Raw genomic sequence first — 23,746 nt, forward strand, 5'->3', positions numbered from 1 at the left:
GCCGGGCAGCGGGGCCGGGGCGGGCGCGGCGGGGGGGGGGATCGCGTCGGGCCGGGGGGCCGTCTCGTGCGGGGCCAGGTCGCGCTGCTGGGCGAGCAGGTCCAGGGGCAGCAGGACGACGACGCCGGTGCCGCCGCGGGAGGAGGGGCGGTAGTTGACGCTGATGCCGTACTTCGCGGCGAGCCGTCCCACCACGGCCAGGCCGAGCCGGGTGCCCTGCAGCGAGGCGAGGTCGGTGACGCGGCCGGTCACGGCCTCCTCGGCGCGGCGCATCGCCGCGTCGGCCATCTTCAGGCCGCTGTCCTCGATGGTGACGACGATGCCGGCGCTGCGGTCCTCGACGTAGACGTGCACCTCGTCGATGGGCGGGGAGAAGTTCGCGGCGTTGTCCATCAGCTCGGCGAGCAGGTGCATCACGCCCTCGGCGGCGAAGCCGGAGACCGCGGCGCGGGTGGAGCAGTGCAGGCGCACCCGCTGGTAGGCGGCGATGCGGCCGACGGCGCCGCGCAGGATGCTCTCCATCACGATCGGCTTGTTCCAGGCGCGGCTGGACCTGCCGCCCATGAGCAGCGCCAGCCGGTCGGTCATCAGGCCGAGCTGGGAGGTGCTGTGGTCCAGCCTCAGCAGGTCGCCGAAGACCTCCTCGCCGTGCCGCTCCTGCATCTCCCGCAGGTCGGCGAGCATCCGCACGGCCTTGGCCTGGACGCGGCTGAGCGCCTTGGCGGAGGCGGCCTGTGCCGCGGCGGCGCGCCGCTCGCTGTGGGCGAGCTCGCGGATGAACGACTCGGCCGGGGCGCGCAGTGCCGGCAGCCGGGGCAGGTCGACCTCGGCGAGCACGGTGTCGGCGGAGCGGCCGTCGCGCAGCCGGGCGACCGCGGCGGGCAGCGTCTCCGTCGCGAAGCGCTCGTGCTCGGCCGCCACTTGCTCCAGTTCGGCGCGCATCGCGCGGTGTTCGCCGTCCAGGACGAGCGCCCGCCGCACGTCCTCCTCGACGAGGGTGGCGACGGTGTGCGCGAGCCGCCGCAGGTGCGGGTCGGACGGCGGCGGCATGCTGCCCAGTACGTCGGCCGCGCTCGCGCCCTCGCGCAGCCGCTGGGTCGCGGCGGGCAGCGTCACACCGGCCAGGTGCGAGATCTCGGCCGACAGCCGGGCCGCCTCCGCCTTGAGCCGGCTGTTCTCCGACTCCCGTTCGGCGGTCGCGCGGCGGGCCCGGTGGAGGAGCCGGTGGTCGACGAGGACGGTGACGGCCACGCACACCCAGCCGGCCGCCACCACGGCCAGGGTCCACGGGGAGGCGCCGGACGGTGCCAGGGCGACTGCCGCGCCGCCGGCGGCGGCGCTCGTCACCAGCACGGCCGCCCGTGCGGCGAGCGAGGTGCGCGGCGCCCCCGCCGAGGGGTGCTGGCTGGGCGAAGCAGGCACTGGCATGGAGCGGTCCCTCGGTCGGTGAGAGCAGGGGAATCGGGGGCGGCGGCACGACGGCAGCCGCGGGCCGGGAAAGAGGTCAGCCAACAGGAAGGCGATCTTCCGACCACGTACGGCTCATGCTAATCACCCCGATGGGTGAGAAGGCCGCGCTTGTTGCATAGTCCGTCAGCAATTCCAGTTCGTCGTGAACTCGTCGCTCGCACGTTCCGCTGTGGTATTCGAGATGCCGCCGGACGAGTCCGCCCGGAGGGCGGAAATACCTGCGAGAAGCCTCCTGAGGCGGCGTCACATCGCTTCCTCCGCACGGGTTCACCGGCTCCTCGGCCCGCACGCGGTGACGAATTTCGGCCGACTACGCGTAGGCCGCATCCCTTGCGCACGCGAGCCGTCGTGACGGCCCGACCGCCGGAGTGTGGGAATTCCGCTGATCGTGAAGGTTCCGTGGCGGCGACCGCGGGAAGCGGGAGAAAAGCCGAGTCGCACGCCGGGGAAACCGGCACGGCGCCATCATTCACCACCCCATGGGATTCACCCGTCGAGGACGTACCGAACGTGCCCGCAGCCGGAGTGTCCGCGCGGGGCGTGGGTGCGGCACCGCCGGCGGTGGAGGCGTCTGCGGGTTCCGTCCGGCTCCCCGCCCGGTGGGCGTGGGACACGGCCGCGCACGCCGATCGCCGGCGGCGCGTTCAGGGAGACCCGGCCGTCGGGCGGAACGGCCGGAGGGCCGGCCGCCCCTGCCGGGCCAGGCGGTCGGGTCCGTGTACCGGCCGTCGAGGAGGACCCCGGAGTGAAGGTGCGGGCCGGTGGACGGACCCGTCGAGCCGGACGCGGCCGGCAGACGAGTCGGGCTGTACGCCGGGTTCTGTTCCGGCGGGTCCTCGCGGGCCCGCCGGCGACGGCCATCCATCTAGGGCCGGCGTTGCCGCCGGCCTCGTGCGGTCTACCCGCGGACTCGGGCGGGCAGCCCTCGAACGTCCGCGCAAAGACGCCTTCTCTTCCGAGGAGGCGTCTCCTCTTGACCTTGCTCCGGGTGGGGTTTACCTAGCCGCCTGAGTCACCTCAGGCGCTGGTGGTCTCTTACACCACCGTTTCACCCTTACCGAGGACCGAGGTCCCCGGCGGTCTGTTTTCTGTGGCACTGTCCCGCGGGTCACCCCGGGTGGCCGTTAGCCACCACCCTGCCCTGTGGAGCCCGGACGTTCCTCGGGAAGTCCCGTGAGGGACTCCACGCGGCCGCCCGCCCGGCTCGTCTGCCGTGCCGACCATGGTACCGGGCGGGAGCGGGGCTTCGGTGCGGTGGCCGTCGCCAGGACCGAACCGGTGAGGATCAGGGCGAAGGCGGCGAGGACCCCTCCCGTCAGGGGCTCGTCCAGGAAGAGGGCGCCGGCGGCCACCGCGACCGCCGGGTTGACGTACGTGATCACCGATGCGCGGATCGGGCCCGCCTCCTTGACCAGCTCCAGGAAGGCCACGAAGGCCACCGCCGTGCAGACGACGCCGAGGGCGGCCAGGGCGGTGAGGGCCCCGGCCGAGGGCAGGGCCGCCGGGCGGGTCACGACCGCCGCCGGGAGGTAGACCAGGGCGGCCAGGGCCAGACAGGGCGTGACGAGGTGCAGCGTCGGGACGTCCCTGAGGTGACGGTCGGCGATCAGCGGGGCCGTGGCGTAGCCGACCACCGTCACCAGGACCTCCGCCAGGGACAGGGCGTCGCCGCCGGTCAGGTGGGGGACGGTGAGGACGCCGACGCCGCCGAGACCGACCACGAGCCCCGTGATCCGACGGGCGCCCAGCGCCTCCGCCGTCCCGAAGGAGCGGGCGAGCAGGACGCCGACGATCGGTACGCCCGCGATCAGCAGGCCCGCCGTGGAGCTGGACAGGTGGCGTTCGGCGTCGGTCAGGGTGTACCAGGGGCCGACGATCTCGATGACCGCGAACGCCAGCATCGGCTTCCAGCGCGTCCGCAGGTTCCGGACCAGACCCGGTTGGCGCACGGCGAAGGGGAGCAGGATCAGGGCGCCCAGGGCGCAGCGCGCGAACACCACGGTCGACGGGGACACCTCGTCCACCGCCACTTTGATCATCAGGTAGGGGATGCCCCAGACGGCTCCCATCAGGGAGAACAGGGCCCAGCCGCGTGCAGTCATGCGGTGAGTGTCGGCCGGGTCAGCGGGCGCCGTCTTGAACGCTGTTGCGGTACGCCGCCGGGGTCACCCCGAGCACGCGGCGGAACCAGCGGGTCAGGTGGGCCTGGTCGGCGAAGCCGACGAGAGCGGCCACCTCGACGGGGCGCGCTCCGGCGTCCAGGAGGGCGCGGGCCCTGGTCACCCGGTACTGGGCGAGCCAGGCGTACGGGGGCACCCCCATCGTCGTACGGAAGGCGCGGAGGAGCTGGTAGCGGGAGAGGCCGAGGTCGGCGGCGAGGTCGGCGAGGGAGGGCGGGGCGAGGAGTTCGTCGGCGAGGCGGTCGCGGACGGCGAGGGCGACGGCGCCGGGGACGGCCGTGTCGTCCGCACGGGCCGTGGAGTGGCGGCGGGCGAGGGCGGTGAGCAGCCAGGGGATGCGGGACTCCGCCTCCAGGGGGTCCGGGCAGGAGCTCACGTCCGTGTGGGCGCGGCGCAGGGCGGCGGCCAGTTCGGGGTCGTCGAGGACGGGGTCGCGGAAGTGCGGGAGGCCGCCGCTGCCGAGGGTGCCGTCGGCGAGGAGGGCGGGGACGGCGTAGAGGGCGCGGTAGGAGTAGCCGTCGGGGGCGGCGGGGCCGCCGGTGTGCATCTCGCCGGGTTCGAGGACGACGATCGACCCCGGCCCGGACACGATGCGTCCGCCCCGGTAGGCGATGGCCTCCAAACCGCCGACGGTGACGCCGATCGTGAACTCGTCGTGGGCGTGCGGGGCGTACTCGTGCCGGTCGAAGCGGGCGGTGAGCAGATCGAGCGGCGTACCGCACCGCCCGAGCCGCGCCCTGGTCCAGCGCGCCTGTTCCCGTACGTCCGTCATTTCGCCCCCCGCCCGCAGGGGATCAGAGGAAGTCGGCGGTGTCCAGGTCGAAGGCGAAGGGGGCGGGGAGGGTGATCGGTTTACCGAAGGGGCGGGTGCACCGCTCGCGGTACTCGTCCTTCTCCGGGTCGCTGAACAGCGTGACCGAGGAGGCCTCGCGGTCGACGAGGAGGCAGAGGGGGATGCCGCCGCCGCGTCCGGCGCGGACCTCGGCGGACTGGGGCGCGCGCTGCGCGCGTGGGCGCTCGACGATCCGCAGCGCTGCTTCCTCCTCCACGGCACCCCGTCCCCGGTTACCACGCCCCCGACGACGTCACCGCGATCGCCCGCGAGATCATGGCGGTCCTCCTCGACGCCGCCCGGCCCGTCGAGGGCCCGGCGGACACCACCGGCCTCGACGACCACCTCGCCGGGCACCGGCAGTGGGCGGGCGACCGTCCCGCGGACCCCGCCGCGCTGCGCCGCGCGCTGTCCTTCCGGCCCCGGCCGCACGGGGTGCTCTCCCTGGAACCGGCCGGGCACTTCACGGGGACGGGCTTCGGCCCCGCCGTCCTCTACGACGCCGAACCGGACCGGCCGGCCCACGCCGTACCCTGACGTCGAGCTCGATCGAAGGAGTGCGTGTGCTTGTCCTGCTGCCGCCGTCCGAGGGCAAGGCCGCTTCCGGCCGCGGTGCCCCGCTGAAGCCCGAGTCGCTGTCGCTGCCGGGGCTGGCCGCCGCGCGGGAGGCCGTCCTCGCCGAGCTGGTGGACCTGTGCACCGGCGACGAGGACAAGGCGCGCGAGGTGCTCGGGCTGAGCGAGGGGCTGCGGGGCGAGGTCGCGAAGAACGCGGAGCTGCGGACCGCCGGGGCGCGGCCCGCCGGGGAGATCTACACCGGGGTGCTGTACGACGCCCTGGACCTGGCGTCCCTGGAGGCGGCGGCGAAGCGGCGGGCGGCGGCGTCCCTGCTGGTCTTCTCCGGGCTGTGGGGCGCGGTCCGGGTCACCGACCGGATCCCCTCCTACCGGCTCTCGATGGGCGTGAAGCTGCCCGGCCTCGGCGCGCTGGGCGGGCACTGGCGCGCGCCGATGGCCGAGGTGCTGCCCGAGGCGGCCGGGGACGGGCCGGTGCTGGACCTGCGGTCGGCGGCGTACGCGGCGGCCTGGAAGCCGAGGGGCGAGGTCGCCGGGCGGACGGCGACCGTGCGCGTGCTGCACGCGCCGACCCGGAAGGTGGTCAGCCACTTCAACAAGGCGACCAAGGGGCGGATGGTGCGGAGCCTGCTGACGGCCGGGGCCGCGCCGAAGGATCCCGCCGGTCTGGTGAAGGCGCTGCGGGACCTCGGGTACGAGGTGGAGGCGACGGCGCCGGCCAGGGCGGGGGCGGCCTGGTCGCTGGACGTCCTGGTGGACGAGGTGCACTGAACCCCCGCGTTGCAGCGTATGCAACGACCTTTGCGCGGTGCGCATCGGCGAGGGCAGGATGACGTCATGCGCTCTCCCCTGCCCTCCCCGGACCCCTCCTCCGTGCTGGACCTCGCCCCCGTCGTGCCCGTCGTCGTCGTCGAGGACGCCGCCGACGCCGTACCGCTGGCGCGTGCGCTGGCCGGGGGCGGGCTGCCCGCGATCGAGGTGACCCTGCGGACGCCCGCCGCGCTCGACGCGATCCGCGCGATCGCCGCCGAGGTGCCCGAGGCCGTGGTCGGCGCCGGGACGGTGATCACGCCGGCGCAGGTGGGCGAGGCGGTGGCGGCCGGGGCGCGGTTCCTGGTCAGCCCGGGGTGGACGGACGTCCTGCTGGAGGCCATGCGGGCGTCCGGGGTGCCGTTCCTGCCGGGGGTGTCCACCGCTTCCGAAGTGGTGGCGCTCCTTGAGCGGGGGGTGCGGGAGATGAAGTTCTTCCCGGCGCGGGCGGCGGGCGGCACGGCGTATCTGAAGTCGCTCGCCGGGCCGCTTCCGCAGGCCCGCTTCTGCCCGACCGGGGGCATCGGCCCCGACTCCGCGCCGGACTACCTCGCGCTGCCCAACGTGGGGTGCGTGGGCGGGAGCTGGATGCTTCCGGCGGACGCGGTGGCCGCCCGGGACTGGGACCGCGTCGAGGCGCTGGCCCGGGCGGCGGCGGGGCTCAGCGCAGGTGCGAGGTGTCGTTGAACAGGCGGACGCTGGCGTTGCCGTCGGCGTAGTACGCCACGGCGGAGAGGGAGGCCGCCGACAGTTCCATGCGGAACAGGGCCTCGGGCGGGGCGCCCAGCGCGAGGCGTATGAAGGTCTTGATCGGCGTCACGTGGGTGACGAGCAGGACCGTACGGCCGCGGTACTCGGCGGTCAGCCGGTCGCGGGTGGCGGCGACCCGGGCGGCGGTGGCCGCGAAGCTCTCGCCGCCGCCGGTGGGTTCGGCGTCCGGGGAGGACAGCCAGGCGTTCAGGTCGTCGGGGTGGCGTTCACGGACCTCGCCGAAGGTGAGGCCCTCCCAGGCGCCGAAGTCCGTCTCGCGCAGCCCCTCTTCCACGGTCACGTCGAGACCGAGCCGGGCGGCGACGATGCCGGCGGTCTCACGGGTGCGGGCGAGGGGCGAGGCGACGACCGCCTGGACGGTGCCGCGCCGGGCGAGGAACTCGCCGGCCTTCTCGGCCTGCTCCCGGCCGACGCCGGAGAGGGAGGGGTCGCTGCCGCCGCTGCCCGAGAAACGCTTCTGCGGGGTCAGTGGGGTCTCACCGTGCCGCAGCAGCACGAAGGTCGCGGGCGGCCCCAGGTCGGCGGGCGCCCACCCGGCGCTGGGCGTGGCGACGGCCCGCGCGGCCCGGACGTCGGCGTCGGCCTTGGCGCCGGCGGCCTCGGCAGCGCCGGCGCCTTCGGCCGCGGCACCGGTCCCGGCCGCACCGGAGGCGGCACCGGCTCCGGCCGCCCGCGCATCCGCCTCGGTCCTCACACCGCCGGACCCGGCACCGGCGACCTCGGCAGCGGTGGGACCACCGGACGCCGATGCCAGTGCCGCCCGGGCGCGGGCCGCGCCCGCCGCCGCGTCGCCGGGCGGGCCCGCGGGCTCGGGACGGGCCGGCGGGGTGTCCAGGGCGGCCCGGGAGGTCGCCGCCGACCAGGCCTCGCCCCGTTTGCCCGCGTCCATCGCCTCGTTGGCCAGACGGTCGGCGTGCTTGTTCTGCGCGCGCGGGATCCACTCGTACGTCACCCGCTCCGGCGGGAAGACCCGCGCCGCCTGAGCCGCGAGCGGCTTCATCGCCGGGTGCTTGATCTTCCAGCGGCCCGTCATCTGCTCGACGACGAGCTTGGAGTCCATCCGGACGTGGACCCGCGCCTCCGGGTCCAGCTCGTGGGCGGCGCGCAGGCCGGCCAGCAGGCCCCGGTACTCGGCGACGTTGTTCGTGGCGACCCCGATGTACTCGGCCGCCTCCACCAGGGTCTCCCCCGTCGCCGCGTCACCCACCACGGCCCCGTAGCCCGCGGGCCCCGGGTTGCCCCGCGACCCGCCGTCCGCCTCGACGATGAACTCCCGCACCGCCGGTGACCCCTACAGCCCCGACTCGGACGTGCGCACCAGGATGCGCCGGCAGTTCTCGCAGCGCACCACCGTGTCGGGGGCCGCGGAGCGGATCTCGTTCAGCTCGGTGATGGCGAGCTCCTGACGGCAGCCCTGGCAGGTGCGGGCGTACAGCTTCGCCGCGCCGATGCCGCCCTGCTGCCCGCGCAGCTTCTCGTACAGGCTCAGCAGCGGGGCGGGCACGGAGGCGGAGACGACCTCGCGCTCCTTCGTCACCGAGGCGGCCTCGCCGTCGATCTCCTCGACGGCCGCGTCCCGGCGCGCGGTGGCGTCGTCGATCCTCCCCTGCACGGAGCCGACCCGCTCGGTCAGTTCGGCGACCCGCTCCTGCGCGGACTCGCGGCGCTCCATGACCTCCAGGACGACGTCCTCCAGGTCGCCCTGCCGCTTGGCGAGGGAGGTGATCTCGCGCTGGAGGTTCTCCAGGTCCTTCGGCGAGGAGACGGCGCCGGAGTCGAGGCGCTTCTGGTCGCGGGCGGCGCGCTGGCGCACCTGGTCGACGTCCTGCTCGGCCTTGGTCTGCTCGCGGGCGCAGTCGCTCTCCTCGGTCTGCGCGGCGACGAGCAGGTCCCGCAGCTGGGTGAGGTCCCGGTTCAGCGACTCGATCTCGGCGTGCTCGGGCAGCGACTTCCGCTTGTGCGCGAGCTGCTGGAGGCGGACGTCGAGGTCCTGGACGTCGAGGAGTCGGATCTGGTCGGCGGGCGCGGCGTTCAGTTGGGGGCTCCAGATGTGTCGGTGGTGGCGGTCGAGGCCGCGTGGGCGGTCCAGGGGTCGGTGACCGTCCTCGAGACGTGGACCCGCAGGCCCCATCCGTGGCGGTCGGAGATCTCGTCGAGCTGGGCTGCGGCCAGCTCGCACCAGGGCCATTCGGTGGCCCAGTGCGCCGCGTCGAGCAGCGCGAGGGGGCTTTGGGCGCGGTCCGCGACGAACTCGGACACCGGGTGGTGGCGCAGGTCCGCGGTGAGGAAGGCGTCCACGCCTGCGGCCCGTACGTGGTCGAAGAGGCTGTCGCCGGAGCCGCCGCTGACGGCGACCGTGCGCACGAGGGCGTCGGGGTCGCCGGCGACGCGGATGCCCTGCGCGGTGGCGGGGAGGCGTCCGGCGGCGCGGGCCGCGAGCTCGCGGACGGTCAGCGGACGGTCGAGCTCGCACACGCGGCCCAGTCCGCGGCGGCCCTCGGGATCGGTGGCGTCCGGCACCAGGGGCCGTACGACCCTGAGGTCCAGGGCGCCGGCGAGGGCGTCGGAGACTCCCGGGTCGGCGGTGTCGGCGTTGGTGTGGGCGACGTGCAGCGCGATGTCGTTCTTGATGAGCGTGTGCACCACGCGGCCCTTGAAGGTGGAGGCCGCGACCGTGGTCGTCCCGCGCAGATAGAGCGGGTGGTGGGTGACCAGCAGGTCGGCGTCCAGCTTCACCGCCTCGTCGACGATCTCCCGGACCGGGTCGACGGCGAACAGGACCCGCGTGACCTCCTGGTCGGGCTCGCCCACGACGGTGCCGACCGCGTCCCAGGACTCGGCCCGCTCGGCGGGCCACAGGTTCTCCAGCGCGGCGATGACTTCAGACAGACGGGGCACACCTGAAAGGCTACCTGGCCGTTCCGCACGGCAGTACCGGCGTCCTGGAGCACACCCCCCTCCCCTTCCTCAGGCGAATCGTTCCTGGAGCACCCTTACGTGTGAAGTGCGGGCCCACCGCTCCGCCGTCCGTGCACACGCGACCTACGTTCATCACCGGAGGTGACCGAACGATGACGGTCTGTGCCATCGAACCTGCGGCGGGACACGAGGAGGGAGCCGGACGGGCGGGCTGCGCCATCACCGCCGACGGTTCCTACGCCGCGCGCCTCGCCCTCGCCGGCGACTCCTTCTTCCCGGAGCGCTGGACCCTGGACGGCCCCGAGCCCTACGCGGTGCCGCTGCCCGGCAACCAGCCCGAGGAACCCGGCACCGAGGTGCAGCCCCTGAGCGACGGACGGGTCCTCATCCACCGTCCGGCCGGCGGACGGCACGCCTTCTCCCTGCTGTACCCGACCGGCCCCGGCACCGGTGAGCTGCCGCTGGGCACGGTGGAGCGCCCGGAGGAGGACGCCCGGCTGCGGCTGCTGCCGCCCGCGCCGGGCGGGGAGCGCGCGTACGCCCTCGCCGTGGGCCGGCGGTCCACGGTGGTGTGGCTGGTGGCGGGCGGCGCGTTCGGGCCGGAGCAGCTCGCGGAGGTTCCCGGGCGCTGCTCGGGCGGGGTGTGGCTGGACCGCGAGGGGCGGATGCTGGCGCTGGACCGGGAGAGCGGCGGGTGCACCAAGGCGGTCGTGGTGGACCTGGAGCGCGGCGGCGAGACGTCCCCGCTGCTGCAGATCGCCGACGGGAGCGACGACCGGGTCCTGCTCGCCGACCCGGACAGCGGGCTGCTGCTGATCCGTTCGGACGCGCCGTCACCCGGCCAGGGCCGGCTGGGCTGGGGGGTGCTGGGCAGCACGCTGCCGGTGCGTTTCCCGGAGTGCCTGCGGCCGGCGGACTGCGCGGTCACGCCGTTCGCGATCCAGCCGGGGCAGATGCTGACGCCGGAGGGCTGCGCGGTGGCGCTGCGCATCGACGGCGCGTTCGGCAGCTGGGTCGGGGTGTGGCGGCCGGCGGAACGGCGGGTGCACCACTTTCCGGCGCCTGCGGGGTGGCTGGCCGGCGCGGGACTGTGGACCGCGGACGGGGTGCTGCGGCTGCCGTACGCCACCGGGGCGGTGCCGTGCGGTGTGGCCGGGCTGAGGGCGCCCTGGCAGGAGCGGCGGCGGGAGGGGCTGGACGTCCGTCCGGCGACGGACCTCCGGCAGGCTCCGGGCCGTCCGGCGCCCGCCGAGCCCGTCCCCGTGCCCGCGTCCATGCCCGACGGCGGGCTCCCCACCGCCGTGGGGCCCGTGGCCGGCGGCCGGATGCCGTCCGCCGCCGCCCCCATGACCGTGGGCCGGCTCGTCCTCCCCGCCGCCCCCGCGACCGAAGGGCGGAACCGGTCCACCGCCGCGCTCGCAGCCGAGGGCGGGGCTCCCCCCAACGCCGCCCTCATGCCCGTGGGCCGGCTCGTCCTCCCCGCCGCCCCCGCGGCCGAAGGGCGGAACCGGTCCACCGCCGCGCTCGCAGCCGAGGGCGGGGCTCCCCCCAACGCCGCCCTCATGGCCATGGGCCGGCTCACCACCCGGCCCGCGACCGAGGACCACACCCCGCCCACCGCCGCGCCCACGGCCGAAGGCGGACTCGCCGCCGCCGATGGCCCCCTGGCCGGAGAGCTCCTCCCGCCCTACGCCCTGCGCGGCGGCGACCGGTCGCCCTCGTACGCCGTGCGCATCGCCGACGATCCGCTTCCGCTGTGCGCCACGCACGTGGTCGACGGTCAACTGCCGCCCCACACCGAGTACATGGCCGACGACCGGAATGCCTTCCTCACCGAACTCCCCGCGCACGACGACCCCGGGGCCCCCGCCGCTCCCCGTCCCGTCCCCTTGCAACAGGCGCCTCTGGGACGGCTTGTAACGAAGTAGCTGCGGTCGGCGTGGCCGCCTGGATCCGGGTGGTGGGGCGCCGGTTACACTCGCCCGGCTGTAGGAGAGATGCATGTGTACGGGGTGAGTTCCTTCCGATGAACGACGTCAGCACGAACGAGCCGCAGTCCGCCGAGGGCGGACAGGCCTCTGCCGGACACGGCAGGCACCGGGGCCCTGTCTCCACGCAGGACGCGGAAGCGTCCCCGCGCGGCAGGCACCGCAGGCCGGAGCAGGTGAACGAGTACGCGGAGTCGGCCGCCTGACGCCTCGTCAGGCAGCGGTCCGCATCCGAGCCGGGTCCCGGCCGTCGTCGTCGACGACGGCCGGGACCCGGCTCAGTCGTGTTCGACCGTCGTATCGGCGAGTACCGGCGCGTCGCCCCTCTCCACGGCGCCGACGACCACCCGTACCGCACCGTCCCCGCGCCACATCCGGATCCGCAGCGTCTCGCCCGGGTACACGACCCCGGCGAACCGGGTGGCGTAGGAGCGGACGCGGGTGACGTCACCGTCGAGCAGGGTGTCGACGACCGCCTTGAGGGTCATGCCGTAGGTGCACAGGCCGTGCAGGACGGGCCGTTCGAACCCGGCGCGCGCGGCGAACCCCGGGTCGGCGTGCAGGGGGTTGCGGTCGCCGGAGAGGCGGTAGAGCAGGGCCTGGTCCTCGCGGACGGCCCGTTCGAGGATCCGGTCCGGCGTCCCGGTGGGCGGCGCGTGCCGCACGGACGGGCCCCGGTCCCCGCCCCGGCCGCCCTCACCGCGTACGTGGATCCGCGCCTCGTCGGTCCACAGCGGACCGTCGGCGTCGGCGGCCTCGGTGCGCATGACGAGGACGGCCGCCTTGCCCTTGTCGTGGACGGCGACGATGCGGGCGGTGGTGGCGGCGGCGCCCTCGGCCGGCAGGGGGCGGTGCACGGTGAGGGACTGGCCGCCGTGCAGGACGCGGGCGAGGTCCACGTCGACGCCGGGGAGGGACAGCGCACCGGTCACGCCGGGCGGTCCGCCGCCCGCGACGGTGGCGAAGCTCGGCAGGACGTGGAGTCGCGACTCCAGGGTGTAGCGCAGTTCGCGGGGGTCGGTGGCGGGGCGGCCGGCGCCGATGCCGAGGTGGTAGAGCAGGACGTCCTGGGGGGTCCAGGCGATCTCGCCGGTGCGGGGTGCGGCGGCGAGCGCCCTGGCCGCGTCGATGGGCATGGGGCTCCTGATCGCCGAATGATCACCGAAAGCGCGGGCGGGGCCCGGGCCGCCGGAATACGTCGTCCACGGTGCGTATGTTCCGGTCCATCCGGCCCCCTTCCGCGTCCGGCGACCATAGGCCCGCGCGCGTACGGAGTTCCAGGTCGCGGGTGTGCGCGGGGCGCTCCGCGAAGGGCTGGAAGGTCTCCTGCGCGGCCCGCGCTCCGGCGGCGGGACCCCGCACCCCGGGCCGGGGACGAAAAATCCCGCCGGCCCCCGCCGGAGGCCGGCAAAGGGCCTTCGCTCCTCCCGCGGGCCGCCCCGCTTTTCCCCCCGGCCCGGCTCAGTGGGCGGCGGCCGCCTTCCTCGGCAGCCACAGCCACATCACCGCCGCGCCGGCCAGCAGCAGTGCCGTGCTGGTGCGGAAGGCCTGGGCGTAGCCCTCCGTCAGGGCCTGCGGGGTGCGGGCGGCGCCCGTGTGGGCCGCCGCGATCGTGGACATGATCGCGAGTCCCAGGGAGCCGCCCATCGTGCGGGAGGTGTTGACCAGCCCGGAGACCAGGCCGGCCTCCTCCGGCGCCGCGCCGGACGTGGCCAGCGAGGCCAGCGGGGTGGTGGCGGTGCCCGCGCCCAGCATCATCAGGATGCCGGGGAACATGATCGCGGTGAGGTACGCCCCGTCCGCGGTCATCGTCGACTGCCAGCCGAAGCCGGCCGCCGCGATCAGCGTGCCGAGCACGGCCGTCGCGCGCGGTCCCGCCGCGCGCATCAGCCGGGGCGCGAGCTTGGAGCCGATGATCACGGCGAGCGAGCTCGGCACCAGGGCCAGTCCGGCCTCCAGCGGGGTGTAGCCGAGCACGTTCTGGGCGTACAGGGTCATGAAGAACCACATGCAGAACATGGCGCAGCCGCTCAGGAGCATCGCCGCGTTCGCCGACGCCACCGATCGCAGCCGCAGCAGTCCGAGCGGCATCAGCGGGGCCTTGGCCCGTGCCTCGGCGAGGAGGAACAGGGCGAGGAGGGCGAGCCCGGCGCCCAGCGGCACCACCGTGGCCGTCGCCGTCCAGCCCTCGGCCTCGGTCTGCGAGATGCCGTACGCGAGGGTGGCGAGGCCGGCCGTCACCAGGAGCGCGCCCGGCAGGTCGAGCCGCCGCCCGTCCCCGGCCCGGCTCTCCGCGAGCCACCGGGCGGCCCCGGCCAGTACGACCGCTCCGACGGGTACGTTGATCAGCAGGACCCACCGCCACGACAGCGCGTCCACGAGCACCCCGCCGACGAATCCGCCGGCCGCGCCGCCGCCGGCCCCGACGGCCGTCCAGGTCGCTATGGCCCGGGTGCGGGCCGCGCCCTTTGGCACGGCCGAAGTGACGATGGTGAGCGTGGAGGGCGCCAGGACGGCCGCCCCGAGTCCCTGCACGGCCCGCGCCAGCAGCAGCTGCCAGCCGTCCTGGGCCAGCCCGCCGGCCAGCGAGGCCAGCGTGAACAGGCCGAGGCCGACGAGGAACATCCGCTTGCGCCCGTAGAGGTCTCCGGCGCGTCCGCCGAGCAGCATGAAGCCGGCGAAGGCGATGGCGTACGCGTTCACCACCCACTGCAGGCCCTGCTCGCCGAGCGCCAGCCCGCTCCGCATGGACGGCAGGGCGACGTTCACCACCGAGATGTCGAGGACGACGAGGAACTGCCCGGCGCAGGCGAGCGCCACCACCAGCCAGACGGGCGGTGCGGCGGGGGCGGACCTGCGGGCGGTGTCGGTGGTTTCGAGCATGTACGCCATGCTCTCAACCCGTCCCCGCCCCGGCATCGGCTTTTCGTCCTGCCCCGCACTCGGTCCCCGGTCCTGGGCGCCGCCCGCCGCCCCGGTCGGGCGGGGCGGCGGGCGGCTTCGCCGGAGCGGGGCACGGCGGTCACATGCGGTGGCTGCCGCCGGTGTCCCGGTGGCGCTCCTGCCTGGTCCTGCGAGGGATGAGTCCGGCCAATCCCAGCAGGCCGAGCAGGCCCCACAGTCCGCCGTTGCCGCCGCCGCCGTCGTCGTCGTTGTCGTCGTCCTGTGCCTGGACGACCGTGGCGGTGGCCGGCTGGGCCGCCTGCTCGGCGGTCCGGCCGAACGCCGCGCCGGCCGGGGCGACAGCGAGCAGAACGCCGATGGCGACGGCGCCCAGGAACTTGCGCATTGCTGTCTCCCTCGTCCCAGTGGTCCCAGCAGTCGCTTTCACACCGTCCGAAGTGCCCTTTCCCCTCGACAAAAGGCGTGAATACGAGAAATGCGGCTAATTTCCTGATTGCCGGTTCAATCGAACGGTGCCGGTATCCGCCGGCACCAAGGAACGGTCAAGAATTCGTTAGCGGCTCAAAGCATCGGAATAGTTGCCTCGGTGTACGGGGTTCGGTCTGCACGTACCCCTGCACACGGCCGGCCCCGGAGGCACCCTTCATGACGCAGACGACGACCGACCGTCCTTCCGGCAGAACGGGCGGGGCCGTGGTCCCGGTGCTCGCCTTCGCGGGCATCGTCGTCGCGGTGATGCAGACCCTGCTGGTCCCGGTCGTCAAGGACCTGCCGCACCTGCTGGACGCCACCCCCGCCGACGCGACCTGGGTCCTCACCTCGACCCTGCTGTCCGGCGCCGTGGCCACCCCGATCATGGGCCGCCTCGGCGACCTCCACGGCAAGCGGCGCATGCTGGTCGCCAGCCTCGCGGTGATGGTGGTCGGCGCGCTGGTCAGCGCGTTCACCAGTGACCTGCTGCTGATGATCGCCGGCCGCACCCTCCAGGGCTTCGCGATGGGCGCCATCCCGCTCGGGATCGGCCTGATGCGCGACACGCTGCCCCGCGAGCGGCTGGGTTCGGCGATGGCCCTGATGAGCTCCTCCATAGGCGTCGGCGGCGGTCTCGCGCTGCCCGCCGCCGCGCTGGTCGCCCAGCACTCCGACTGGCACGCCCTCTACTTCGGCGCCGCCGGCCTCGGCGTCCTCGCCATCGCGCTCACCCTGACCGTCGTACCGGAATCCCCGGTGCGCGCGCGGGGCGCCTTCGACCTGCCGGGCGCGCTGGGCCTGTCCGCCGGGCTGGTGCTGTTCCTGCTCCCCGTCTCCAAGGGCAGCGCCTGGGGCTGGACCTCCGGCACCACGCTGACCCTGTTCGCCGCGGCGGCCGTGGTCCTCCTCCTGTGGGGCCTGATGGAGCTGCGCGTCCCCGCGCCCCTGGTGGACCTGCGCACCACCGCCCGCCGCGAGGTCCTGCTCACCAACCTCGCGTCGATCATGGTCGGCATCTCCTTCTTCGTCGTCTCCCTGGTCCTGCCCCAGCTGCTCCAGCTCCCCGCCGGCCACGGCCTCGGCCAGTCGATGGTGGTCGCGGGCCTGTGCGTGGCCCCGCTGGGCGTGACGATGATGTTCACGGCCCCCGTCTACGCCCGGCTGTCCGCCCGGTACGGCCCGAAGACCACCCTCATCCTCGGCCTGCTGATCATCGCGGCCGGCTACGGCGGCGGCCTCGGCCTGATGGACGCCGCCTGGCAGACCGTCGTCACCTCGGTGGTCATCGGCGCGGGCATCGGCCTCGCCTACTCCTCCCTGCCCGCACTGATCATCGGCGCGGTGCCGGCCTCGGAGACGGGCGCGGCGAACGGCCTCAACGCCCTGATGCGGTCCATCGGCACGTCGGTGTCGAGCGCCGTCATCGGCATGGTGCTGGCGAACACTGCGGACACCGTGGGCGGGGTGGGGATCCCGACCACGCACGGCTTCCGGATCTCCTTCCTGATCGCGACGGCGGCGGTGGCCGTGGGCCTGGTCCTGGCCCTGTTCCTGCCCGCCGGGCGCCCCTCGGAGCAGCATCCGCGGCTGCGGGCGAGCAGCGAGGAGGACGCGAACCTGAAGCGCGCCGAGGCGGCCCTGAGCGGCTTCCGCGGACGGGTCCTGGACGCCGCCGGCGTCCCCGTCGCCCGCGCCGAGGTGACCCTGATCGACCGCCACGGCCGCCGGGCCGGCGCCACCGTCTCCGCCGACGACGGCGGGTACGCCCTCACCGTCCCCGCCGGGGGCGCGTACGTCCTGGCCGCCCGCGCCGCCGGCCACGCCCCGCTCGACTCCCCGGCCCGCCACGGGGGCGACGGGCACCCGGTCGACCTGGACCTGTCCCTGCCGGCCGAGACGGTCTCCGCCTGACTCCCGTCACCCTGCGGCACCCCTGCCGGCCGGTCCGGCAGGGGGTGCGGCAGCATGGGGCCGTGCACACACGTACGTCCTCGGGAGAGGCAAGCCCCATGTCGATGGCACCCGGCTCCGGGATCCTGGCCGCGTTCGAGGCGGCGAAGGGCTTCATGCCCGTGGACGAGGGGCTGGCCCTGTACGCGGCGGCGGCCGAGGCCGGCCGTCTCGGGCTGCCGCTCCTGGAGATCGGCACCTACTGCGGCCGCTCCACGGTCCTGCTCGCCGACGCGGCCCGCGCGGCCGGTGTCACCGCGCTCACCGTGGACCACCACCGCGGCAGCGAGGAGCAGCAGCCCGGCTGGGAGTACCACGACCCGGAGACGGTCGACCCCGAACTGGGCCTGATGGACACCCTCCCCACCTTCCGCCGCACCCTGCACCGGGCGGGTCTGGAGGACCACGTGGTGGCCCTGGTCGGCCGCTCCCCCCGGATCGCCGCCCTCTGGGCCTCGCCCCTCGCCCTCGTCTTCATCGACGGCGGCCACACCGACGAGCACGCCACCGCCGACTACGAGGGCTGGGCCCCGCACGTCGCCGAGGGCGGCCTGCTCGTCATCCACGACGTCTTCCCCGACCCGGTGGACGAGTTCACCGGCCAGGCCCCGTACCGCGTCTACCTCCGGGCCCTCGCGTCCGGCGCGTTCACCGAGGTCTCGGCGACCGGCTCCCTGCGCGTCCTGCGCCGTACCGGCACGGACGCCCGGCACCGCTAGGGTGGCCGCGTGTCGTACACAGGTCCCGGTTTCGATCCGCCCCAGCCCCGAAGGCCCCGGCGCGGGCCCCTGACCGTGGCGCTCGCCGCGCTGGTGCCGGGCGCGCTGCTCGGGTGGGCGGTGTACGCCGCGGTGGGCGGGTCCGGGGGCGACGAGGGCCCGGGGAGCGCCGCCGCCTCCCCCTCCGCGTCCCCTTCCGCCTCCGCCTCGCCCCGTACGTCGTCGCCGGCGCCGTCCGCGGGTTCCGGGGGCGGGAAGCCCGGCGCCTCCGCCGCCGCGGGCGGCCCCCTCGTGGGCAAGGTCGTCGTCATCGACCCCGGACACAACCCGGGCAACTTCGAGCACACCGCCGAGATCAACCGCCAGGTGGACATCGGGACGAACCGCAAGGAGTGCGACACCACCGGGACGTCCACCGACGACGGTTACGCGGAGGCCGAGTTCACCCTCGACGTCGCCCACCGGATGCGCGCCCTGCTCGAGAAGCAGGGCGCCACCGTGAAGCTGACCCAGGACGGGGACCGGCCGTTCGGCCCGTGCGTGGACGAGCGGGCCCGGATCGGCAACGAGGCGAAGGCCGACGCCGTCGTCTCGATCCACGCGGACGGCTCGGGCGCCGGCAACCGCGGCTTCCATGTGATCCTGCCCGGCGCCGTCGACGCCGGCGCCGCGGACACCCGCGCCGTCGTCGGGCCGTCCGGCGACCTCGGTACGCGCATCGCGGGCGACTTCGTCCGGGTCACCGGCAGCGCGCCCTCCAACTACGTCGGCGACGGTACCGGTCTCGTCACGCGTAAGGACTTGGGCGGTCTCAATCTGTCAACGGTTCCCAAGGTGTTCATCGAGTGCGGCAACATGCGCGACAGCGAGGACGCGGCGCTGCTGACCAGCGGCGCCTGGCGGCAGAAAGCGGCGCAAGGGATTTCCGAGGGAATCGTGAGCTTCCTGCGCGGGTAGGGATCAGCGCGCCGATCCGGGCGGACAGCCCGATCCCGCGGACGATACTGTCGTCCGTACGATGAGGGGCCACCCCCGCGCTTCGCACCGGAACCTTCGGGCGACATGGTGACAGCGACGCCTCTTCCGACGACGAGACGACCTACGAAGGACCTGAAGTGAATATCCGCTCCCTCACTCGAGGCGACGGCGTGGTGATCGGAGCAGCGGTATTGCTGTTCATCGCGTCGTTCCTCGACCTCTACTCCGTCGACGGCGCACCCGACAGCCTCGACCTCCCCAGCCTGTGGGCCAGCGGGCCGGTCGTGCTCGGAGTGGTGCTGGCGGGCCTCATCGGCGCCGCGCTCGTCGTCGTCGCCCGCGGCCTGCCGCAGCCGCCGAAGGTCGCGGGGCTCGACCTCGGCCAGTTCGGCGTCGCCTTCACGGTGTTCGCCGCCTGGAGCGCCCTCGGCAACATCTTCGACGTGGCCGGCGGCGCCGACAACTTCGGAGGCGCCGGTGACGGCCCCGACCCCGGCACCGGTGTGATCCTGGCCCTCGTCGCCACGCTCGTCATGGCCGTCGCCGCCGTCGCCACCCCCCTGGTGCCCGCCCTCAAGGGCGCGCTCCTCCCGGCCGCCCGTCCCGCCGCCCCGCAGCCGTACGGCGCGCAGCCGCCCGGTGGTTACGGCTACCCGGGTGCGCAGCAGGCCTCGTTCGGCGGTCAGCCGCAGCCGGGACAGCCCGGTCAGCCGCAGCAGCCCTTCCCGGGCCAGCCGCAGCCGGGTCAGCCCCAGGCGGGCCAGCCCGCTCCGGCGCCCGCCGCGGACTTCTCGCCGTTCTGGTTCGCCGTGCCGGTGTCCCGGCCGCTGTTCCCGGAGGACGGCTCGCCCACGCCGATCGCCGAACTGGCCCCCGGCACCTGGTACCTGGCGGTCGAGCAGCGCGGTCCGTCCCTCGTCGCCCAGACCCAGGACGGCCGCCGCGGCGTCCTCCAGGACACCTCGGGCATCCAGCGCGGCTGACCGGCCCGGCCCTCTCCTCGTCACGGCCCCCCGCCCCACCGGGCGGGGGGCCGTCGTCGTACGGCGGGACCCGTCACGGCCGGCCGACGCGGACGATGCCGTGTGCGCCGCGCTCCGCGTCGGTCATCACACGGGTGACGAACGGGTGGTCGCCCGTCTCCGGGAAGGACGGCTCGACGAATCCGCCGGACGCGGGGGCGAGGTCGCGGACCGGCGCCCCGGTGTCTTTCCGGCGGAGTACCGGCAGCGCGGCCCGCAGGCGTGGCGCCTGCCGCCCACCCACCGCTGAACCTCCTTGCCGGCCCCGGGCGTTGCGGGTTTCAACCGGACGTTCGGGGCCAGTCGGAGAGTATGTCCCCTCGCTATCGCACCGGTTCCAACTCCGCGGGGACGGTCATCGCGGTGATCGCGGACGTCATGGCCGTCATCCTCGGACTGTGGATCCTCATGTATCTGCTGGACGCCAACCGGGGCAATGACCTGGTGCAGTTCGTCCACGACGCGGCCAACTGGCTGGCCGCCTGGTCACGCGACCTCTTCACGTTCGACGAGGCCTGGGCCCGCGTGGTCGCCGGCTACGGACTCGCCGCCGTCGTCTACCTCTTCATCGGCCACGCCATCGCCGGCCGCCTACGCCGGTACTGAACCGCCCCCACCCCGGACCACCCGGCCGCCCCGGCCACACGACCCAGGGGCCTGGGGGAACCCCCGGCGAACACAGCACACTCGACGAAGCCCGAACCCGCGTGGCCGCCCGCGTCGGTACTGAGGCCGGCGTTCGGTCGGCTCAGACCGGCGTGCAGCAGTCCGGGGCCAGTCCCCTGGGCAGGTGGTCGCCGCCGAAGACCGCGCAGGTGGCCTCGTGGCCGCCGAGGGCGGCGACCGCCAGCAGCAGGGAGCCGGCGGTCCAGGTGGTCAGCTCGCGCGGCCAGATCGCGTCGTCGTCGAAGACGTAGCCCGTCCAGTACAGGCCGGTCTCCGGATCGCGCAGGTGCTGGATCGCCTGGAGCACCTCCAGCGCGCGGTCGGACTCGCCCATCACCCAGAGGGCCAGGGCGAGTTCGGCCGACTCACCGCCGGTCACCCACGGGTTGGGCACCACACAGCGCACCCCCAGCCCGGGGACGACGAAACGCTCCCAGCCCTCCTCGATGCGGGCCTTGGCCTCCGTGCCGGTGAGCGCGCCGCCGAGCACCGGGTAGTACCAGTCCATGGAGTAGCGGCCCTTGTCCAGGAACCGCTCCGGGTGGTGCCGGATCGCGTGCCGCAGCGCGCCCGCCGCCAACTCCCAGTCCGGCTGCGGCTCCTCGCGCTGCTCGGCGACGGCGAGCGCGCAGCGCAGCGCGTGGTGGACGGAGGAGGATCCGGTGAGCAGCGCGTCCGCGGTGGGCGTGCCGTCGTCGTCGCGCCGCCAGCCGATCTGCCCGCCGGGCTGCTGCAGCCGCAGCACGAACTCCACCGCCGCGCACACCACCGGCCACATGCGGTCCAGGAACGTGTCGTCGCCGGTGGCGAGGTAGTGGTGCCACACCCCGACCGCGATGTAGGCGACGAAGTTGGTCTCCCGGCCCCGGTCGGCGACGTCGAGCGGGTCGCCGTCGGCGTAGGCCGCGTACCAGGAGCCGTCCGCCAACTGGTGCCGGGCCAGCCAGAGGTAGGCACGTTCGGCGGCGTCGTGCTCGCCCGCCGTGTCCAGGGCCATCGCGGCCTCGACGTGGTCCCACGGGTCGAGGTGGTGGCCCCGGAACCAGGGGATCGCCCCGTCCTCCCGCTGCACGGCGAGGATGCCGGCGACGGTCGCGGCGGCCTGGCCGGCCGTGAGCACCCCGGGCAGGACGAGGTGTTCCGTCCGAGGAGTCCGGGGGGTCGTCACGCGGCGTCCGCCTCGGCCTCGGCGCGCGGCAGATGCGGCTTGGTCGCGTACGCCACGAAGCTCTTGCCGATCAGCGGGTTCAGCGCCTGCTCCGCGACCCGGGTGGCCAGCGGCTTCTTCATGATGTCCCAGACCAGCAGCTTGTGGTACGCCCGCACCGGCAGCGCCTTGTCGTTGTCCACGCCGAACGCGCACTTCAGCCACCAGTACGGCGAGTGCAGCGCGTGCGCGTGGTGGGTGCCGTACGGACGCAGGCCCGCCTCACGGATCCTCGCCAGCAGCTCGTCCGCCTTGTAGATGCGGATGTGGCCGCCCTCGACCTCGTGGTAGGCGTCGGACAGGGTCCAGCACACCTTCTCGGGGCCGTAGCGCGGCACGGTGATCGCGATCCGGCCGCCGGGCTTGAGCACGCGCGCCATCTCGGCGAGGACGCCCTTGTCGTCCGGGATGTGCTCCATCACCTCGGAGATGATGACGACGTCGAAGGACTCGTCGGGGAAGGGCAGGGCGAGGGCGTCGCCCTCCATGGCGGTGGCGGTGGCCCCGGCGGGCGCCTCCCCGGCCTCCTTCATCGCCGCGAACCACTTGGCGACCTCGCGGATCTCCTCGCCGTTCCGGTCCAGCGCCACGACCCGGGCGCCGCGCCGGTAGCACTCGAAGGCGTGCCGGCCGGCCCCGCAGCCGAGGTCCAGGACGCGGTCGCCCGGGGCGAGCGGGAACCGGGAGAAGTCGACGGTCAGCACGTGGCCCTGCTTTCGCGGTCGGAGGTGTCGGCTGTGTTCACGTCTGCGGCGCCCGGGTCCGGGAGGACGTCCGCTGCGGTCGGGGCCGGGCGGCTCGGAGCCGGTTCCTCCGCACGGGCGGCGCCCGTGCCCCGGCCCGCTCGGGCCATCGCCTCGCGGTAGCGGGCCACCGTGCCCTGGGCCGCGCGCGCCCAGGTGAAGTTCCGCAGCACCCGCTCCCGGCCGGCCGCCCCGAGCCGGGCGCGCAGCTCCGGGTCCCCGAGCAGCCGGGTCAGCGCGGCGGCCAGCGCCCCCGCGTCGCCGGGCGGTACGGCGAGACACGTCTCCCCGTCGCGGCCGGCCACCTCGGGGATCGCCCCGCCGGTCGTGGCGACCAGCGGGGTGCCCGTGGCCATGGCCTCGGCGGCCGGCAGCGAGAACCCCTCGTACAGCGACGGCACGCACGCGACCTGCGCCGAGCGCACCAGGTCGACCAGTTCGGCGTCCGAGATGCCCTTGACGAACTCGACGGCGCCCTCGAGGCCGTACCGCTCCACGGCCTGCGCGACGGGCCCCTCCACGGGCCGCTTGCCGACCACGACGAGATGGGCGTCGGGCTGCTCCGCCCGCACCTTCGCCAGCGCCTCGACGAGGAAGACCAGCCCCTTCAGCGGCACGTCCGCGCTGGACGTGGTCACGATCCGCCCCGGTACGACCGGCACCGACGGATCGGGCGCGAACAGGTCGGTGTCGGCGCCGATGTGGACGACGTGGACGCGGTCCCGCCGTACGCCGAGGTCGTCGACGATCTCCTGGCGGGAGCTGCCGGAGACGGTGAGCACGGACGGCAGGCGGCGCGCCACCCGCTTCTGCATCCGGGTGAAGGCGTACCAGCGGCGTACCGAGTACCGCCGCCGCCAGTTCTCGGCGGCGTCCAGTTCCAGGCGGCGGTCGACGGTGATGGGGTGGTGGATGGTGGTCACCAGGGGGGCGCCGAGGTCGCCGAGCAGGCCGTAGCCGAGGGTCTGGTTGTCGTGGACGACGTCGAAGTCGCCGCGGCGGGCGCGCAGGTGGCGGCGGGCCCGCAGGGAGAACGTCAGCGGTTCGGGGAAGCCGCCGGTCCACATGGTGCCGACCTCGAGCGCGTCGACCCAGTCCCGGTACTCGTCGCGCTTCGGGGTGCGGAAGGGGTCCGGCTGGCGGTAGAGGTCGAGGCTGGGCAGTTCGGTGAGGACCGGCCCGGCGTGGCCCCCGCCGAGGACGTCGAGCACGGGGTAGGGCTGGGCTCCGATGACCTCGACGCGGTGTCCGAGACGGGCGAGTTCGCGGGAGAGGTGGCGTACGTAGACGCCCTGCCCGCCACAGAACGGGTTTCCCTTGTAGGTGAGGAGTGCGATGCGGAGCGGTCGCAAGCCGTCGGATGCGGACCCCTGCGAGGGCCCGGCCTGACTGGCCTCAGCGGTCACTCTGGGCCCCCTTCTCCCTGCACTGTCCCGCGACACTACGTCGGGACGCTCATCTAGAACAAGTTTCAGAGTTGATCGTTCGGAGGATCCGAATCTACCGGCAGGTAGGGGTACTGGCAGCAGTGGATCAGGTGA

The 23,746-nt window shown here is 74.5% G+C and carries 20 protein-coding genes, 1 other RNA gene and 4 pseudogenes; 10 read left to right on the forward strand and 15 right to left on the reverse strand.

Features of this window, described 5'->3' with window-relative positions:
• The 5 genes and pseudogenes from ADK41_RS23290 to ADK41_RS43375 all read right to left on the reverse strand — a co-directional run.
• Positions 1 to 1,428 (reverse strand): ATP-binding protein (locus tag ADK41_RS23290; RefSeq protein WP_078945756.1); only part of this gene is annotated, 1,428 nt, incomplete at its 3' end.
• Between the two features lie 835 nt (positions 1,429 to 2,263).
• Positions 2,264 to 2,677: RNase P RNA component class A (gene rnpB, locus ADK41_RS24785), an RNA gene on the reverse strand.
• A 67-nt stretch (positions 2,678 to 2,744) separates the two neighbouring features.
• A pseudogene (locus tag ADK41_RS44325) lies at positions 2,745 to 3,572 on the reverse strand (DMT family transporter); the annotation flags it as partial.
• Between the two features lie 19 nt (positions 3,573 to 3,591).
• Positions 3,592 to 4,422 (reverse strand): AraC family transcriptional regulator, encoded by an 831-nt coding sequence (locus ADK41_RS23300; protein WP_030817712.1) that lies wholly within the window; start codon positions 4,420 to 4,422, stop codon positions 3,592 to 3,594.
• A gap of 22 nt (positions 4,423 to 4,444) precedes the next feature.
• Positions 4,445 to 4,618 (reverse strand): annotated as a pseudogene (locus tag ADK41_RS43375) (Uma2 family endonuclease); the annotation flags it as partial.
• Here ADK41_RS43375 and ADK41_RS41760 point away from each other — a divergent pair.
• From ADK41_RS41760 to eda, 3 genes and pseudogenes are all read left to right on the forward strand, one after another.
• A pseudogene (locus ADK41_RS41760) lies at positions 4,607 to 5,019 on the forward strand (TetR-like C-terminal domain-containing protein); the annotation flags it as partial. The pseudogenes ADK41_RS43375 and ADK41_RS41760 overlap by 12 nt on opposite strands.
• A 26-nt stretch (positions 5,020 to 5,045) precedes the next feature.
• Positions 5,046 to 5,828 (forward strand): peroxide stress protein YaaA, encoded by a 783-nt coding sequence (gene yaaA / locus ADK41_RS23315; protein WP_030817715.1) that lies wholly within the window; start codon positions 5,046 to 5,048, stop codon positions 5,826 to 5,828.
• Between the two features lie 66 nt (positions 5,829 to 5,894).
• Entirely contained in the window at positions 5,895 to 6,554 is a 660-nt protein-coding gene (gene eda / locus ADK41_RS23320) for a bifunctional 4-hydroxy-2-oxoglutarate aldolase/2-dehydro-3-deoxy-phosphogluconate aldolase (RefSeq protein ID WP_030817718.1), read from the forward strand.
• On the opposite strand, the gene ADK41_RS23325 is transcribed toward eda, so the two are convergent.
• The 3 genes from ADK41_RS23325 to ADK41_RS23335 are packed head-to-tail and all read right to left on the reverse strand — an operon-like array spanning position 6,529 to position 9,536.
• Positions 6,529 to 7,917, reverse strand: a complete 1,389-nt coding sequence (locus ADK41_RS23325) for a bifunctional RNase H/acid phosphatase (RefSeq protein WP_030817721.1) — start codon at positions 7,915 to 7,917, stop codon at positions 6,529 to 6,531. The genes eda and ADK41_RS23325 overlap by 26 nt on opposite strands.
• A gap of 12 nt (positions 7,918 to 7,929) precedes the next feature.
• Complete coding sequence (locus tag ADK41_RS23330; protein ID WP_030817725.1) at positions 7,930 to 8,673, reverse strand: zinc ribbon domain-containing protein; 744 nt, start codon at positions 8,671 to 8,673, stop codon at positions 7,930 to 7,932.
• A complete protein-coding gene (locus ADK41_RS23335; RefSeq protein ID WP_030817728.1) occupies positions 8,670 to 9,536 on the reverse strand; it encodes a Nif3-like dinuclear metal center hexameric protein in 867 nt (288 codons plus the stop codon). The genes ADK41_RS23330 and ADK41_RS23335 overlap by 4 nt, the downstream gene beginning before the upstream one ends.
• A gap of 173 nt (positions 9,537 to 9,709) precedes the next feature.
• On the opposite strand from ADK41_RS23335, the pseudogene ADK41_RS23340 reads away from it, so the two are divergent.
• Positions 9,710 to 10,892, forward strand: a pseudogene (locus tag ADK41_RS23340) (hypothetical protein); the annotation flags it as partial.
• Between the two features lie 691 nt (positions 10,893 to 11,583).
• Positions 11,584 to 11,751, forward strand: a complete 168-nt coding sequence (locus ADK41_RS42215; RefSeq protein ID WP_167353484.1) for a hypothetical protein — start codon at positions 11,584 to 11,586, stop codon at positions 11,749 to 11,751.
• 72 nt (positions 11,752 to 11,823) lie between these two features.
• Here the strand turns inward: ADK41_RS42215 and ADK41_RS23345 are convergent, their stop codons facing one another.
• The 3 genes from ADK41_RS23345 to ADK41_RS23355 form a co-directional block, all read right to left on the reverse strand.
• The gene (locus ADK41_RS23345; protein ID WP_030817734.1) at positions 11,824 to 12,681 is read right to left on the reverse strand and encodes a MaoC/PaaZ C-terminal domain-containing protein; all 858 of its coding nucleotides are present in this window, start codon (positions 12,679 to 12,681) and stop codon (positions 11,824 to 11,826) included.
• 325 nt (positions 12,682 to 13,006) lie between these two features.
• The gene (locus ADK41_RS23350; RefSeq protein ID WP_030817737.1) at positions 13,007 to 14,437 is read right to left on the reverse strand and encodes an MFS transporter; all 1,431 of its coding nucleotides are present in this window, start codon (positions 14,435 to 14,437) and stop codon (positions 13,007 to 13,009) included.
• A gap of 130 nt (positions 14,438 to 14,567) precedes the next feature.
• Positions 14,568 to 14,834 (reverse strand): hypothetical protein, encoded by a 267-nt coding sequence (locus tag ADK41_RS23355; RefSeq protein WP_051842706.1) that lies wholly within the window; start codon positions 14,832 to 14,834, stop codon positions 14,568 to 14,570.
• Between the two features lie 260 nt (positions 14,835 to 15,094).
• Between ADK41_RS23355 and ADK41_RS23360 the strand changes: the two genes are divergently transcribed.
• The 4 genes from ADK41_RS23360 to ADK41_RS23375 all read left to right on the forward strand — a co-directional run bounded on the left by ADK41_RS23360 (position 15,095) and on the right by ADK41_RS23375 (position 19,550).
• On the forward strand, positions 15,095 to 16,831 hold the full coding sequence (locus ADK41_RS23360) for an MFS transporter (protein ID WP_030817743.1): 1,737 nt from the start codon (positions 15,095 to 15,097) through the stop codon (positions 16,829 to 16,831).
• Between the two features lie 98 nt (positions 16,832 to 16,929).
• Positions 16,930 to 17,589 (forward strand): class I SAM-dependent methyltransferase, encoded by a 660-nt coding sequence (locus tag ADK41_RS23365; protein WP_030817747.1) that lies wholly within the window; start codon positions 16,930 to 16,932, stop codon positions 17,587 to 17,589.
• A gap of 9 nt (positions 17,590 to 17,598) precedes the next feature.
• Entirely contained in the window at positions 17,599 to 18,546 is a 948-nt protein-coding gene (locus tag ADK41_RS23370) for an N-acetylmuramoyl-L-alanine amidase (protein WP_030817749.1), read from the forward strand.
• A 158-nt stretch (positions 18,547 to 18,704) separates the two neighbouring features.
• A complete protein-coding gene (locus tag ADK41_RS23375) occupies positions 18,705 to 19,550 on the forward strand; it encodes a DUF5336 domain-containing protein (protein ID WP_030817752.1) in 846 nt (281 codons plus the stop codon).
• Between the two features lie 73 nt (positions 19,551 to 19,623).
• Here ADK41_RS23375 and ADK41_RS23380 read toward each other — a convergent pair whose 3' ends face one another.
• The gene (locus tag ADK41_RS23380) at positions 19,624 to 19,833 is read right to left on the reverse strand and encodes a hypothetical protein (RefSeq protein ID WP_030817755.1); all 210 of its coding nucleotides are present in this window, start codon (positions 19,831 to 19,833) and stop codon (positions 19,624 to 19,626) included.
• A gap of 68 nt (positions 19,834 to 19,901) precedes the next feature.
• Here ADK41_RS23380 and ADK41_RS23385 point away from each other — a divergent pair, with 68 nt between their 5' ends.
• A complete protein-coding gene (locus ADK41_RS23385) occupies positions 19,902 to 20,195 on the forward strand; it encodes a hypothetical protein (RefSeq protein ID WP_030817759.1) in 294 nt (97 codons plus the stop codon).
• A gap of 142 nt (positions 20,196 to 20,337) precedes the next feature.
• Here ADK41_RS23385 and ADK41_RS23390 read toward each other — a convergent pair whose 3' ends face one another.
• The 3 genes from ADK41_RS23390 to ADK41_RS23400 are packed head-to-tail and all read right to left on the reverse strand — an operon-like array spanning position 20,338 to position 23,611.
• The gene (locus ADK41_RS23390) at positions 20,338 to 21,423 is read right to left on the reverse strand and encodes a prenyltransferase (protein ID WP_030817762.1); all 1,086 of its coding nucleotides are present in this window, start codon (positions 21,421 to 21,423) and stop codon (positions 20,338 to 20,340) included.
• Complete coding sequence (locus ADK41_RS23395) at positions 21,420 to 22,166, reverse strand: class I SAM-dependent methyltransferase (RefSeq protein WP_030817765.1); 747 nt, start codon at positions 22,164 to 22,166, stop codon at positions 21,420 to 21,422. The genes ADK41_RS23390 and ADK41_RS23395 overlap by 4 nt, the downstream gene beginning before the upstream one ends.
• Entirely contained in the window at positions 22,160 to 23,611 is a 1,452-nt protein-coding gene (locus ADK41_RS23400) for a glycosyltransferase family 4 protein (protein ID WP_030817767.1), read from the reverse strand. Before ADK41_RS23400 ends, ADK41_RS23395 begins: the two co-directional genes overlap by 7 nt.
• Between the last annotated feature and the right edge of the window lie 135 nt (positions 23,612 to 23,746).

Origin of the sequence: Streptomyces caelestis (genome assembly GCF_001279005.1) — a bacterium.
In the GTDB taxonomy this organism is placed as follows: Bacteria; Actinomycetota; Actinomycetes; order Streptomycetales; family Streptomycetaceae; genus Streptomyces; species Streptomyces heliomycini.